Annotated in this window: 13 protein-coding genes; 9 read left to right on the forward strand and 4 right to left on the reverse strand. The window is 32.8% G+C overall.

The genetic code is table 11. The features are described from left to right. Nucleotides 1-91: 91 nt before the first annotated feature. Nucleotides 92-2,152, forward strand: a complete 2,061-nt coding sequence (locus ACH2BG_RS09790) for a S9 family peptidase (protein ID WP_395047510.1) — start codon at nucleotides 92-94, stop codon at nucleotides 2,150-2,152. A gap of 75 nt (nucleotides 2,153-2,227) precedes the next feature. Next, nucleotides 2,228-3,268, forward strand: a complete 1,041-nt coding sequence (locus ACH2BG_RS09795; protein WP_395047511.1) for a PLP-dependent cysteine synthase family protein — start codon at nucleotides 2,228-2,230, stop codon at nucleotides 3,266-3,268. A 71-nt stretch (nucleotides 3,269-3,339) separates the two neighbouring features. Here the strand turns inward: ACH2BG_RS09795 and prfB are convergent. Continuing rightward, nucleotides 3,340-4,435 (reverse strand): peptide chain release factor 2 gene (prfB, locus tag ACH2BG_RS09800; protein ID WP_395047512.1). Its coding sequence is split into 2 segments (ribosomal slippage): nucleotides 3,340-4,371 and nucleotides 4,373-4,435, totalling 1,095 coding nucleotides; the frame shifts between segments, so codons are not numbered across the junction. A gap of 164 nt (nucleotides 4,436-4,599) precedes the next feature. On the opposite strand from prfB, the gene ACH2BG_RS09805 reads away from it, so the two are divergent. Then, the gene (locus ACH2BG_RS09805) at nucleotides 4,600-5,625 is read left to right on the forward strand and encodes a threonine aldolase family protein (RefSeq protein WP_395047513.1); all 1,026 of its coding nucleotides are present in this window, start codon (nucleotides 4,600-4,602) and stop codon (nucleotides 5,623-5,625) included. 45 nt (nucleotides 5,626-5,670) lie between these two features. Here the strand turns inward: ACH2BG_RS09805 and ACH2BG_RS09810 are convergent, their stop codons facing one another. Next, on the reverse strand, nucleotides 5,671-5,991 hold the full coding sequence (locus ACH2BG_RS09810; RefSeq protein ID WP_395047514.1) for a YbaB/EbfC family nucleoid-associated protein: 321 nt from the start codon (nucleotides 5,989-5,991) through the stop codon (nucleotides 5,671-5,673). Nucleotides 5,992-6,157: 166 nt separating this feature from the next. Here ACH2BG_RS09810 and recJ point away from each other — a divergent pair, with 166 nt between their 5' ends. From recJ to ACH2BG_RS09825, 3 genes are read left to right on the forward strand one after another with little or no spacing between them, the layout of a single operon-like run. Then, the gene (gene recJ, locus ACH2BG_RS09815; protein WP_395047515.1) at nucleotides 6,158-7,876 is read left to right on the forward strand and encodes a single-stranded-DNA-specific exonuclease RecJ; all 1,719 of its coding nucleotides are present in this window, start codon (nucleotides 6,158-6,160) and stop codon (nucleotides 7,874-7,876) included. A 5-nt stretch (nucleotides 7,877-7,881) separates the two neighbouring features. Continuing rightward, nucleotides 7,882-8,061, forward strand: coding sequence for a hypothetical protein (locus ACH2BG_RS09820; RefSeq protein WP_395047516.1), 180 nt, complete (start codon nucleotides 7,882-7,884; stop codon nucleotides 8,059-8,061). Then, complete coding sequence (locus ACH2BG_RS09825; RefSeq protein WP_395047517.1) at nucleotides 8,061-8,618, forward strand: Smr/MutS family protein; 558 nt, start codon at nucleotides 8,061-8,063, stop codon at nucleotides 8,616-8,618. Before ACH2BG_RS09820 ends, ACH2BG_RS09825 begins: the two co-directional genes overlap by 1 nt. Here the strand turns inward: ACH2BG_RS09825 and ACH2BG_RS09830 are convergent. Beyond that, nucleotides 8,613-9,557: a hypothetical protein gene (locus ACH2BG_RS09830; RefSeq protein ID WP_395047518.1), complete on the reverse strand. Its 945-nt coding sequence runs from the start codon at nucleotides 9,555-9,557 to the stop codon at nucleotides 8,613-8,615. The two genes, ACH2BG_RS09825 and ACH2BG_RS09830, sit on opposite strands and share 6 nt — an antisense overlap. Nucleotides 9,558-9,682: 125 nt before the next feature. Here ACH2BG_RS09830 and ACH2BG_RS09835 point away from each other — a divergent pair, with 125 nt between their 5' ends. The 3 genes from ACH2BG_RS09835 to ACH2BG_RS09845 all read left to right on the forward strand — a co-directional run bounded on the left by ACH2BG_RS09835 (nucleotide 9,683) and on the right by ACH2BG_RS09845 (nucleotide 13,224). Beyond that, nucleotides 9,683-10,981, forward strand: coding sequence for a sugar MFS transporter (locus tag ACH2BG_RS09835; protein WP_395047519.1), 1,299 nt, complete (start codon nucleotides 9,683-9,685; stop codon nucleotides 10,979-10,981). Nucleotides 10,982-11,075: 94 nt separating this feature from the next. Next, nucleotides 11,076-12,335: a TPR end-of-group domain-containing protein gene (locus ACH2BG_RS09840; protein WP_395047520.1), complete on the forward strand. Its 1,260-nt coding sequence runs from the start codon at nucleotides 11,076-11,078 to the stop codon at nucleotides 12,333-12,335. A 4-nt stretch (nucleotides 12,336-12,339) separates the two neighbouring features. Then, nucleotides 12,340-13,224 (forward strand): EamA family transporter, encoded by an 885-nt coding sequence (locus tag ACH2BG_RS09845; RefSeq protein ID WP_395047521.1) that lies wholly within the window; start codon nucleotides 12,340-12,342, stop codon nucleotides 13,222-13,224. 32 nt (nucleotides 13,225-13,256) lie between these two features. Here ACH2BG_RS09845 and ACH2BG_RS09850 read toward each other — a convergent pair. Then, the coding region (locus tag ACH2BG_RS09850) for a BamA/TamA family outer membrane protein (protein ID WP_395047522.1) at nucleotides 13,257-14,830 on the reverse strand (1,574 nt) is incomplete at its 5' end.

Below are 14,830 nucleotides of genomic sequence, written 5' to 3' on the forward strand. Positions count from 1 at the left end.
ATGAACCAGAAGTTATTCGTGAAGGAAAAGGAAGTTTAGATGTTTTGTAATATAACTTTCGCTATTTTTGTCATCCAAATTAAATATAAAAATGTCTAAAAAAATAACAGCTCCTTTAGCAACCATAAAACCACATACTTTAGAAAAACATAAAGATATTCGTATCGATAATTATTATTGGCTCAACGATCGTGAAAATCCAGAAGTAATTGATTATCTGAACAAAGAAAACGATTATTATAACGAAATGACAGCCGATACAAAGGCTTTTCAAGCTGAATTATTCGAAGAAATGAAGTCTAGAATTAAGGAAGATGACCAATCGGTTCCTTATTTGTACAACGGTTATTATTATATCACTCGCTTCGAAAAAGGACAGGATTACCCAATATATTCTCGTAAAAAAGGAAATTTAGAAGCAAAAGAAGAAATTTTGTTCGATTGTAACGAAATGGCAAAAGGACAAACTTATTTTCAATTGGGAGGATTAAGTGTTAGTCCAGATAATAAATTGGCGATTTTTAGTTCAGATGTTGTAGGAAGAAGAATTTATACCATTCAAATAAAAAACCTAGAAACGAACGAAATTTTATCGGATAAAATAGAAAATACGTCGGGTTCGGCAGTTTGGGCAAACGATAATTTTACAATATTTTATTCTACTCAAGATGCCGTTACTTTGCGTTCGGACAAGATTTTTAAACATAAATTAGGCTCAAAATCTTCGGAAGATGTTTTGGTTTATTTTGAAAAAGACGAAACTTATAATGTAGATATTGCCAAATCGAAATCTAAAAAATATTTAGCAATCGAATCTGGAAGCACGCTCACAACCGAATATCAGATTCTCGAAGCCGATAATCCTGACGGAAAATTTAGAATGTTCCAAAAACGTGTTCGCAGTTTAGAATACAGCATCAATCATTACGGCGATAGTTTTTATATTATGACCAATAAGGACGAAGCCGAGAATTTTAAATTGATGAAAACTTTAGAAACAGCTACATCAAAAGAAAATTGGACAGAAGTAATTGCCCACAGAGAAGACGTTTTGTTAGAAGATATCGAAATTTTTAAAGATTATTTAGTCGTTGAAGAACGCGAAAATGGTTTGCACAAAATAAGAATTATGCCATGGAGCGGAAAAGGAGAATATTATTTGCCTTTCGATAGTGAAACATATTCGGCAGCAACAGGTGCTAACGTCGATTTTGATACTGAAATTCTTCGTTATGGTTATCAATCGTTAACGACCCCATCTTCGGTTATCGATTTTAACATGAAAACCAAAACCAAAGAAATTAAAAAAGAACAAGAAGTTTTAGGCGGAAAATTCGATAAAAATAACTATATTGAAAAAAGAATTTGGGCTACCGCTAATGACGGAACAAAAATTCCAATTTCGATCATTCATAAAGTAGGAGTGAAGCTCGACGGAAGCAATCCGCTTTTGCAATATGCTTACGGATCATACGGATATTCGATGGATTGCACATTTTCGACAACAAGATTAAGTCTTTTAGATCGAGGATTTGTTTTTGCCATAGCACACATTCGTGGAGGTGAAGATTTGGGAAGGCCATGGTATGAAGACGGAAAATTATTAAAAAAGAAAAATACATTTACCGATTTTGTAGATTGTTCAAAATATTTAATTTCAGAAAAGTATACTTCAGCCGAGCATTTATATGCTGAAGGAGGATCGGCAGGAGGATTATTAATGGGAGCAGTAATAAATATGGCACCAGAATTGTATAACGGAATCATAGCACAAGTACCTTTTGTAGATGTTATTACCACGATGTTGGACGATTCTATACCATTAACAACGGGAGAATATGACGAATGGGGAAATCCGAACAAGAAAAAATATTATGATTATATGAAATCTTATTCGCCTTATGACAATATTGTAGCGCAAAAATATCCAAATATGTTAGTAACCACAGGACTTCACGATTCGCAAGTGCAATATTGGGAACCAGCAAAATGGGTAGCAAAATTACGAACTTTAAAAACAGATGAGAGTTTACTTTATCTTGACACAAATATGGATGCAGGTCACGGTGGCGCATCGGGACGCTTCGAATCGCTTAAGGAAGTTGCAAAAGAATTTAGTTTTTTGTTAGATTTAGAAGGAATTAAAAGGTAGTTAGATTTTTTTTTATAAATTTGCAGAGTTTGGAGTGATATAAATTTCAAAAGATAAGCCACGATTACAATATATATGAAACAAGAAATAAAAGCTTACGATAACGTTTTAGGGCTAATAGGTAATACACCACTTATTAAAATCAATAAAATCACCGAAGAATTAAAAGGTAATTTTTATGCTAAAGTGGAAGCCTTTAATCCGGGACACTCTACTAAGGACAGAATTGCGTTATATATTATCGAAGAAGCAGAAAAGCAGGGAATACTAAAACCTGGCGATACAATTATAGAAACTACATCTGGTAATACAGGTTTTAGCTTGGCAATGGTTAGTATTATAAAAGGGTATGAATGTATACTTGCAGTAAGTTCTAAATCTTCAGCCGATAAAATAGATATGTTGCGTAGTATGGGAGCCAAAGTTTATGTTTGTCCAGCTCACGTCTCTGCCGATGATGAACGTTCGTATTACAATGTAGCAAAACGTTTACATGAAGAAACAAAAGGTTCAGTATATATTAATCAGTATTTTAATGATTTGAATATTGAAGCACATTATAAAACTACTGGTCCAGAAATCTGGGAACAAACTTCAGGAAAAATTACACATTTAATTGCTTGTACAGGAACAGGAGGAACACTTTCTGGTGCTGCCAAATACTTAAAAGAACAAAATCCAAATATTAGAATTTTAGGTGTTGATGCTTTTGGTTCTGTGATAAAAAAATACCACGAAACTAAAGAATTCGATAACGACGAAATCTATCCATACAGAATAGAAGGATTAGGTAAAAACTTAATTCCTACAGCAACTGACTTTGATATTATTGATAAGTTTGTCAAAGTTACCGATGAAGAGAGTGCACACATGACAAGAAATATCGCAAAAACCGAAGGGCTTTTTGTAGGATATACTTCAGGAGCGGTCATGCAAGCAATTTTGCAATATGCCGAAGAAGGAGAATTTGACGAAAACAGTAATGTAATTGCTATTTTTCCAGATCACGGTTCTCGTTATATGAGTAAAGTATTTAGTGACGAATGGATGAATGCTCAAGGTTTCTTTGACAGCATAAATCTTGAAGAAGCTCAAAAAATAGAATATATAAAGTAATAAGTTTTCAATAAATATAATAAAAAAAAGGTCTGAAATTTTCAGACCTTTTTCTATATAATAAACTTAAATTACTCTTCTTTCTGTCCCATTTTCATTAAATATGCCTTTAAGAAAGCATCAATATTCCCGTTCATTACACCATCTACATCGCTAGTTTCGTGGCCCGTTCGCACATCTTTCACTAACTTGTAAGGCTGCATTACATAGTTTCTAATTTGAGAACCCCATTCTATTTTCATTTTTCCGGCTTCAATATCGTTGCGTTGCTCTTGTTGTTTTTTGAGTTCAATTTCATACAATTGCGAACGCAACATTTGCATCGCTCGATTTCTATTATCGTGTTGAGAACGTGTTTCTGAGCACTGAATCTGAATTCCAGTCGGTTTGTGTGTCAGTTGTACTTTGGTTTCCACCTTGTTTACATTCTGTCCACCAGCACCACTAGAACGAGCCGTTATAATCTCAATATCAGCAGGATTAATCTCAATTTCAATCGTATCATCAACCAGCGGATAAACATAAACTGAAGCAAACGAAGTATGACGCTTGGCATTACTATCAAAAGGGGAAATTCTCACCAATCTATGCACGCCATTTTCTCCTTTCAAATAACCAAAAGAATAATCACCTTCAATCTCTAAAGTAACGGTTTTTATTCCCGCGGCATCACCTTTCTGAAAATTCAACTCTTTTATTTTATAACCTTGGTTTTCGGCCCACATCATATACATACGCATCAGCATTTCTGCCCAATCGCAACTTTCTGTTCCTCCGGCACCAGCCGTAATTTGTAAAACGGCACTCAAAGAATCTCCTTCGTCCGAAAGCATGTTTTTAAATTCGATTCCTTCAATATGAGTATTTGTTACCTCATATTGCTCATCTAATTCTTGTTCAGAAAGTTCTCCTTCTTTATAAAAATCGTAGGCCAATTGCAATTCGTCGGCCATTTCGACCGCTTTGTTATAATCTTCGACCCATTTTTTCTTCGACCGCAGGTTTTTTACGATTATTTCGGCAGCTTTTGCGTTATTCCAAAAATCGGGTGCAAAGGTTTTTTCTTCCTCGTTTGTAATCTCTATTAGTTTTGCATCAACGTCAAAGATACCTCCTCAACGCACCAAGACGCTCCACAATACCTTTTATTTGTTCGGTATTTGTCATAAAATTGTTTAGTTTTGTAATAGTTATTTGAAGCTATTCCCGCTATTCGTTCTAATCTTTTGCTTTTTTCTTTAGAAAGCAAAAGGATTTCCACTACTATCGGGGCTAAAAAAATCAACAGTAAACTATAATTAAGCATCAAAAGTAAGAATTCTACCCGAAATATGGAAATAAATTTAGTTAGCGATACCGTAACAAAACCTACACAAGAAATGCTAAACGCTATGTTTACTGCAAAAGTAGGCGATGATGTGTACAAACAAGACCCAACTGTCAACGCTTTAGAAGAAAAAGTTGCAGCAATGTTTGGCATGGAAAGTGCCTTATTTTTTCCATCAGGAACTATGGCAAACCAAACAGCAATAAAATTACATACAAATCCTGGCGAGCAAATCATTTGCGATAAATGGTCGCATATTTATCATTACGAAGGTGGTGGAGCATCTTTTAATAGTGGTGTTTCCTGTAATCTTGTCGATGGAAATCGAGGTATGATTACTGCCGATTTAGTAAAAAATGCCATAAACGACCCAGAGTTTTACCATGCACCACTCACGAGTCTAGTAAGTATCGAAAATACAACAAATAAAGGTGGAGGCGCTTGTTATGACTTGCAACCACTTCGAGAAATAAAGCAAGTTTGTGCAGATAATAATTTAAAATACCATCTTGATGGTGCCAGATTATGGAATGCTTTGGTGGCAAAAAAACAATCACCAACACAATTTGGGGAATTATTCGATAGTATTTCTGTTTGTTTGTCTAAAGGATTGGGAGCTCCAATAGGTTCAGTTTTAGTTTCTGATGCAAAAACTATTCATAAAGCATTGAGAATTCGTAAAATTTTTGGTGGAGGAATGCGACAAGCAGGTTATTTAGCAGCAGCAGGAATTTATGCTTTAGACAATCATGTAGAACGTCTGGCAGAAGACCATCGTCGAGCAAGAGAAATTGCACAAGTTTTGCAAAACCTACCTTGGATAGCGCAAATAGAACCTGTAGAAACCAATATTCTAATATTTTCTATCCAACCTTATTTGGACGAAAAAATAATTACCGAAAAACTCAAAGAAAAAGGAATTTATATCAGTTCTATGGGATACGGAAAATTGCGAATTGTGACGCATTTAGATTATCGTCAAGTAATGCATGAGTATGTATTGGAAACCCTTTTAAAACTGAAAATTTAAATTACGAATTATGAGCATCAAAAACTCATAATTCGCAATTCATAATTATTTAAACATATCTTCCATACCAGGAATCATAGGCATGTCTACTTTTGTAACTGCATCAAGTTCGGTTAGGTTTACTCTTGTCGCTTTTTCGATAGCTTTGTTTATTACTGTAACAAGATAATCTTCTAATTGTTCTTTGTCTTCTAGCAAAGCATCGCTAACCGAGATGTTTTTTATTGCATTATTTGCAGTGATAGTCACTTTAAGCAATCCGTCAGTGCTTTGTTCGTCAATAAGAACGGTGTCTAAACGTTTTTTTGTGTCTTCTATTTTTTGTTGGGTTTCTTTCATTTTGCCCATCATTGCCATTAAATCCATGTGTGATATATTTTTAATTTAATGCAAATTTAATAATTAAAAGCTAGAGATTCACTGATTTTTAAGTTTAATAAAATTCATTATTTTTTACTTTTTGTTCACTATAAATTATTCAATGTTTTAAGCTAAATTTGTTTTTCTATATAATTTATAATCTGGATTAACTATGCGTTGGACAATCAAGCCAAAACCTTCTGAAGAAAAAATAAAACATTTGGCGCAAGCCTTAAATATTGAAGATTTTGTAGCTTCATTGCTCATTCAACGCGGAATTGAAACTTACGAACAAGCCAAAACTTTTTTTCGTCCCAGTTTTGATGATTTGCACAATCCATATCTGATGAAAGATATGAATAAAGCTGTCGAACGAATAGAAAAAGCGATTGTAAATAACGAAAATATAATGGTTTTTGGCGATTATGATGTCGATGGAACAACTGCAGTTTCGTTGGTTTCTTCTTACTTAAAATCCTATTACAAAAACGTAGCAACTTATATTCCTGATCGTTACGATGAAGGTTACGGGATTTCATTTAAAGGAATCGATTATGCCGATGATAACAGTATTACACTTATTATTGCGCTAGATTGTGGTATAAAATCTATAGATCATGTGGCTTATGCCAAAGATAGAAATATCGATTTTATTATTTGTGATCACCACCGTCCAGGAGCATTTTTGCCTGAAGCCGTTGCCATTTTAGATCCAAAGCGAGATGATTGTACTTATCCTTATGACGAGCTTTGTGGTTGTGGTATTGGTTTTAAATTGATACAAGCTTTAGGTGAAAATCGAAACCAAACGATAGAAGATTTAATTCCGTATTTAGATTTAGTAGCCACTGCAATTGCTGCCGATATTGTTCCTATGACTGGTGAAAACAGAGTTTTAGCAAAATTTGGACTGGAAGTTATCAATACAAATCCAAGGCCAGGAATTCAGGCTTTGATTACTTCGTCTTTTCGACCTTCGGTCTCGGGTCAGAATTTAAAAAAGAAAGTACTCACTATTACCGATGTAGTTTTTATTATTGCACCAAGAATAAACGCTGCAGGACGAATAAAGCACGGTAATTATGCAGTCGAATTATTAACAGAATTTGATTTGCCACAGGCAGAAGAATTTGCATCACAAATAGAAATTTTTAATGCCGACAGGAAAGATTTAGACAAACAAATCACTGTTGAAGCGTTGCAACAAATAGGAAATAATAAAGAAGAAAATAATTTTACAACTGTTGTTTATCAAGAAGATTGGCACAAAGGAGTTATAGGAATTGTAGCTTCTCGATTGATAGAAACACATTATAAACCAACGATTGTTTTTACAAAAAGTGGAGATAAACTAGCTGCTTCGGCACGTTCTGTCAAGGATTTTGATATTTATAATGCTTTAGAATCTAGCGCAGAATATCTAGAACAATTTGGCGGACACATGTATGCTGCAGGAATGACTTTGAAAGAAGAAAATTACGATGCTTTCAAAAATAAATTTGAAGAAGTTGTAAAAGAAAGTATTCATCCGGATTTGCTTATTCCTGAAATTTCTATTGATGCTGAAATTAATTTATCATCAATAAGTGAAAAATTGGTTAGAATTTTAAAACAATTTGAACCATTTGGACCACAAAATATGACACCAGTTTTTATTTCAAAAAATATAAAAGATACTGGTTATCCTAAAACTCTTGGTAAGGAAGAAGAACATTTACGATTGTTTGTGAAACAAGATAATAGTGAAGGTTTTGCTGCGATTGGGTTTAATTTAGCACAAAAAATAGATTGTATATCCAACAAAAAACCGTTTGAAGCAGTATATTGTATCGATGAAAACGAATGGAACGGAAACGTAACTTTGCAACTGAGATTAAGAGATATAAATTAAGAAAAATGAAAGTAAAAAGCATATACATCATACTAATGGTTCTAATTGCAATTGCATTATTTTGGAATCAAAACACCGTAAAACCAAGTCTTTGGATAAAAGTTATAGGAATAGTTGTATTCTTTTATGGTATGATGAAATTAAGTGCAAAAACACCCAGTAAAAATCAAGATAACGAAGAATAATGTTTGCAAAAGGAGATAATATTTCGGTTTTAGACGATGCCATAAATGGTGTTGTTCTAAAAGTGAACGGAAAAATAATAACGATTGAAACTGAAGATGGTTTTGAACTCGATTATAACGAAAAAGAACTTATTTTGATAGAATCTTCAAGCGATTTGATGAATAATATTTCTAAAACTAATTTTTCAACAGTAGCAAAAGAAAAGGAAATTCCCAAACCAAGAAGTTTTGTTAAGGAGAAAAAATCTAAAAAAGAAGAATTTGTTCTCGAGATAGATTTACATATCGAAAAACTGGTTCCCAACAAAAGAGGAATGAGTAATTATGATATTCTAAACATTCAAACCGAAACTGTAAAACGCCAAATGGATTTTGCTCTTCGCAACCGAATCCCAAAAGTAGTTTTTATACACGGAGTAGGCGAGGGTGTGCTAAAATCGGAACTCGACTTTTTATTAGGTCGTTACGAAAATATCACTTTTCAAGATGCAAATTATCAGAAATACGGTGTTGGCGCAACTGAAGTTTATTTTATTCAGAAGAAAGGTAGTTTATAAAGATGTTACATATTCACCAAAAACAAAATTATCATTCGTTGGATAAATATACGTTAAAACTCCTTTTTGGAAAGTTGTTTTGTACAAAGTGATGGTATGTTTGAAGTGTGTTGCATCGACAGCAACGGTTTCTACACTTATGATTCCACTAGTTCCAGCCACGCCATCTTGAGCAATCCATTCTTCGATAAGCGTAGGAGTAGATGGTGTAATGGCAGCACAAAAGAAATTTGTATTTAAACTTCCGTTATAAACTCTATAAACGACTTTGTTGGTTGTATTTATTAATGCAGTTCTAGGCGAACCAACTGGAGTTACGACATTAGCAAATAACGAAGCATCTACATCTAATAGTAAAGCATTGGTGTTATTGTATTTAAAGATTAAATTATTTCCTCCGCAATTTTGTGTTGTAGCAAGAGAGTAATCAAAATTTAAATTAATAATCTCGGTTCTATAACTTCCAAAAGTGTACGAATCGTAAACAATTTGTTTGTTTGGTGTTACAAATGTTATGTTTTTAAAAACAATATTATGGTTATAAGCAACAACAGTAGTTCCGTTAGTGTCCAAAATTTTGGTCGTTGTAATTTCGGCAGTTCCGCCGGTTACTGTCCATTCTTCTAGAACAGGAATTGTTGGTGTATCACAAATATTACTTGTAGAGGTTGTTGCTGCAAATTTTCTGTAAATTAAAGATGTTGCACCGCCAATAGATACAACTCTAGGTGTGTTTACTACAGTTTCGGTATTTGGAAAATTAGTTTCTGGAGTGTTAAAAATTAAAGCTTCTACATCATTAATTTTGTATAAAACATTCGAATTACTACATTTTTGAACTGTTGCGTTTTCAAAAACGAAATTTTCGGTAATTAAATCACCATCATCGCAACCAGTTAATAATAAAACACTTATAAATATAGTTAGGAAATATTTCATTGTCATAAATTTTAAACAAAAATAATATTTTTAATTACTAATGAAAGCTTTATTCTTCGATTTAAGAAAAATTAAACAATATTGTTATATTTGAGGAAACTAAATCAAACTAAATTTTATTATTTATGACTTCTGAAACAAACAAAACAACAAAGCCACTGATAATCATAGTAGCTTTATTTTTCATCTTCGGATTTGTAACATGGGCAAACGGTACTTTGATTCCATTTTTCAAACTGTCTTTTGGTTTATCTAACACCCAAGCTTTTTTTGTGACTTTTGCTTCTTACATAGCTTATTTCTTTTTAGCATTGCCATCTTCATGGATTTTGAAAAAAACAGGATTTAAAAACGGAATTATATTTGGTTTATTAATATTAGGCTTAGGCTCTTTAGTTTTTATTCCCGCAGCACAAACACGTTCTTTTCCGCTATTTTTAGCAGGTATTTTTATACAAGGAGCGGCTTTAGCCTTATTGCAAACAGCGGCAAATCCGTATTTAACCATTATTGGTCCAATTGAAAGTGCGGCAAAAAGAATAAGTATAGCTGGTATTTGCAACAAATTTGCGGGTATGATTGTTCCAATAATTATGGGTTCATTATTTTTAAAAAATGCAGCTGAAATTGAAAAAAAGATTGCAGCAGCAACCGGAATAGAAAAAGAAAATATATTAACAGATGTTTTATCTAGAGTAAACACACCTTATATTGTATTGGCTATTATTTTCTGTGCTTTTGCTTTATTGATAAAATATACTCATTTACCAGAAGTTGAGGTTGAAGAAGATATCATCGATGAAACAAAAGGTGAAGTTGTAAAACATAAATCTATCTTTCAGTTTCCGCATTTGTTTTTAGGAGCATTTTGTATTTTCGTTTATGTAGCTGCGGAAGTTATGGCAGGAGATATTATTGGAGTGTACGGGAAAGCATTAGGAATTGCTCCGGATACGGCTAAATACTTAACTTCTTTAACATTATTTAGTATGTTAATAGGTTACGTAATAGGTATTTTTACCATTCCAAAATACATTTCTCAACAAAAAGCATTACGCATTTGTGCTATTTTAGGAATTGTATTTTGCACTTTGGCATTTTTAACTGCAAGTTCTCAATTGTCAGTTATTTTTATCGCTTTATTGGGTTTATCAAATTCTTTGATGTGGCCAGCCATATTCCCGCTAGGAATTAGCCATTTAGGAAAATTTACCAAAACTGGTTCTGCAATTATGATTATGGGTATTGCGGGTGGTGCTATTTGGCCTTTAATTTATGGTTATTTAAGTGATTTACCAGCTCATGGCGGATTAGGAATGCCATTTCATATTGCTTTTTATGTTGCTATACTTCCATGTTATTTGTATATTTTGTTTTTTGCAATAAAAGGACATAAAATAGGTGTTGAACACAAATTTAATTGATTCTTAAACCACTAATAAAATTCTTAAAGTTATATTAATATTAAAATTCGGAAGAAGGTAATTCGTTACTTTTACTCCGAATTTTTTATTTCCTATGAAGCACTTTTATTTAAAATTAATATTAGTTTGTTTGTTTTCCAATTTTTCTTTTGCGCAATCTCAGAAGGAAATATACAATCAAAGCGTTCAAGCGTATCAAAAGAAAGATTTTACAGAATTCCTGCAACTAACCCAAAAGCTAGATAGTTTGCGACCTTCGCATCCTACGTATTCGTATAATTTAGCTTGTGCATTTGCTTTAAATGGAAAAACTGACGAAGCAATTTCAGTTTTGGGAAAATGTCTTTTGATGAATAATAAGATTGGTTTTGAATCAGAAAATGATTTAGCATCAATTAAAAATTTAGAAGAATATAAGAAATTAGTATCATTAAAAACAGAATTAGAAACTCTAGTTTCAACATCAAATAAAGTAGTTTCATTATCAGAAAAAAGCTTGCATCCTGAAGGATTACTCTATTTAAATAAATCTAAAACTTGGTTGGTATCCAGTATTCGAAATCGTAAAATTGTTTCTTTTGATGTGAAAACTGGAAAATGTACCGATTGGTTTACTGATAAAAATTTACTTTCTGTTTTTGCTATGAAAGCGGATAAGAATGAAAAGATATTGTGGGTTTCAACTTCAGTAATGCCAGAAATGAAAGGCTATAACAAGAATTTAGAAGAACAATCTGAAATCCTTAAAATTGATGTTAAATCAAAGAAAGTTTTGCAACGTTTTCCATTGCAAGGGAATCATGTTTTGGGTGATTTAGTTGTCACCAAAAACGGAGACATTTATATTTCAGATAGTGGAGAGGCTACTATTTTTAAAATCGCAAACGATAAAATATCGGTTTGGTTGGACTTGAAAAAAGAAGGATTTAACTTGCAAGGATTGACATTTAACGAAGATGAATCTCAGCTGTTTATTGCTGATTATTTAAAAGGTATTTTAAAAATTTCAATGCAAAATCTAAGCGATAGAAATTGGTTAAAATTTCCAAAACAAACTACTGTCAAAGGTGTTGATGGATTGCTTTGGCATAAAAACTCATTGCTTGCCATTCATAACGGAGTAAAGCCAATCCGGATTATGCAATATTCATTAAACCATAATAATGAAATCACAAATTTTAAAGTTCTAGACCACAATCGTCCAGAATTTGATGAGCCAGCTTTGGGAACAATATCCAATGGGAACCTATATTTCTTTGCTAATTCACCATGGAAAGGCTACAGCAAGAATTTTGAACTAGATGAAACCAAGTTTGATTATCCAACGTTATATAGCAATTCCTTAACCAAATAATTGTATGCAAATCAACAAATATTACTTATCGGCATTATCATCTTTTGTTATTTGGGGATTTTTTAGTTTAGCGCTAAAACCGTTACATAATTATCCGTCATTGGATATTCTGTTTTACAGGGTTTTTTATGCCACAGGACTATTGCTAATCATCAACCTTTTATTCAGGAAAGAAAAACTAAAAACCGATTGGCAATCATTTGTTACTTTAGAAAAAAGCGAGAAAATAAAAACATTGTCACTAACCATTCTGGGTGGGTTTTTACTCATATTCAATTGGTTTATGTTTATGTATGCCTTAAATCATGTCAGTCTAAAATCAGCATCATTTGCGTATCTAATTTGTCCTATTATAACCACCATTTTGGCTTATTTTATTCTGAAAGAAAAGCTGAGTAAATGGCAATGGTTTTCGGTGTTTTTGTGTGTGATTAGTTGCGGAATATTATCTTACGGAGATTTAAATGGGCTTATTTATAGTTTGGTAATTGCCATTTCTTTTGCCTTATATTTAATAAGTCAACGAAAAAACAATAAGTTTGATAGGTTTGTAGTATTAACAGTTCAATTGCTAATAGCATCACTAGTTTTGTTACCATTTTTTCCTGTTTATCGAGGAGAAACGCCAACAGAATCAATATTTTATATTCTAATGATTGTAATCGTAGTATTGTTTACAATTATTCCATTATTTTTAAACTTGTTTGCACTGAAAGGTATGAATTCTTCAGCAGTTGGTATCTTGATGTATACCAATCCGATGATAAATTTCGTATTAGCTATTTTTTATTTTAAAGAAGAAATAAATGCAACTCAAATTATTTCGTATTCTTTGATTTTGATTTCTGTTGTTATATTTAATGAAAGGTTTTTTAGAAAAAATATATAACTATTTTTCTCATACAATTTTTTCTTTTCCATTTAAAAAGGATAGCCAATAGCTAAATTAAAAACCAAATTATCTTTTAACCAAGCACTGCTTCCAAAACTCACCTTATCCAATACCCATCTTTGTCCTTCTGGTAGATAAGGTTTCCGAATGGGGAAAGCCAAATCGGTTCTTAATACCAGAAAAGAAAAATCAAAACGCAAACCAGCACCCACACCAACGGCAATCTCATCAAGAAATTTTGAAGAAAATTTTGAACCTGGTTTGTTGACATTATTGTTTAATAACCAAATATTTCCTGCATCTACAAACAAAGCACCGTTGATAAATCGGTAAATATTGGCTCGGTACTCGGTATTCATTTCTAATTTAACATCACCGGATTGATCTGGTAAAAACGTGCTGGCATCGTTGAAACCATTATACGTTCCCGGACCTAATGATCTTGAACGAAAAGCTCTCAAACTATTGGTGCCTCCAATAAAAAACTGTTTGCTAAAAGGAATTTCGTCAGAGTTGCCATAGGCGAAAGCGGCTCCCATGATAATTCTGCTTGAAATTTGTGATGTTTTAGTCAGCTTGTAATTGTGCTTGAACTCGTTTTGTATTTTCACATATTGACTAAAAGGAATATTGAAGATTTTAATAGTGTCCCCTTTTTTGATATTCGCACCCGTAACAAGTCCCGTAACATTCCCTGATAAATCAATACTTCCCTTATAGAAGAAAGTGTTTTTCTTTCTTTTCTGCATAGTATTCGTATACATATAAGAATAGGTGGGGCCAAAAATCAACTGTTTCTCCACCACTTTTCTCAAACTTTCGTTGGCAGCAATTTGTTCGTTATACAAATCAGAAACATTCTGCGGACTTGCTAAAGTGATTTCCGTGACATTCAATTGGTGTTCTGTTCGTTCGTTTCCTTTCCATATATAACCAAACGCTGCTTTGAAAGTTTGCAACGAATACAATTTAATCCGGTTTTGATTTTCATAACCCAAAGTTGCTTTTGTTCTTGGCACAAAACCACTAGAAGACTTTATTTTGAAAGGTGATATAAATCGGGGCCAAATTAAATTGGCTTCAGAACCAAATCGGTATACATTGAAACCGTTTTTTTCGCCGGATAATTGTACTTCAAAACCTCCAAAAGCCGAAATAGTAAGCAATTCAGCACCACGAAAAGTGTTTCGGTTGCTCCAATTAACATTCAATTCAGTACCCGTATAATTGGCAGAATTTGTTTTGGCTAAAACTTCAACTCGCACCGATTTTTTTGTTAATGGAGTCAAATAGTAATAGGCATCTAAATAATTACCAATGGTATCAGCAACTATAAATTGGTTTTTTACAAACTTGAAAGTGCCCAAATTAACCAATCTGTTCAAGGATAAGTTATGATTGGTACGGTTGTATAAATCGTTTTTTCTAAAATACAATACGCGGTCAAAAACGCGAGGTTCAAATAGTTTTTCATTGTCGATAATCGTAAAATCTTTATACCTTACAATCGAATCTGATGCCACACTCAAGCTATCGGCATTAATACCATAGTTGGGATAAATTATGATTTTATTGATTCTGAAACTGGTTTTTGCTAGTTCTG

The sequence above is a fragment of the Flavobacterium sp. genome (assembly GCF_043779715.1).
Taxonomy (GTDB): Bacteria; Bacteroidota; Bacteroidia; order Flavobacteriales; family Flavobacteriaceae; genus Flavobacterium.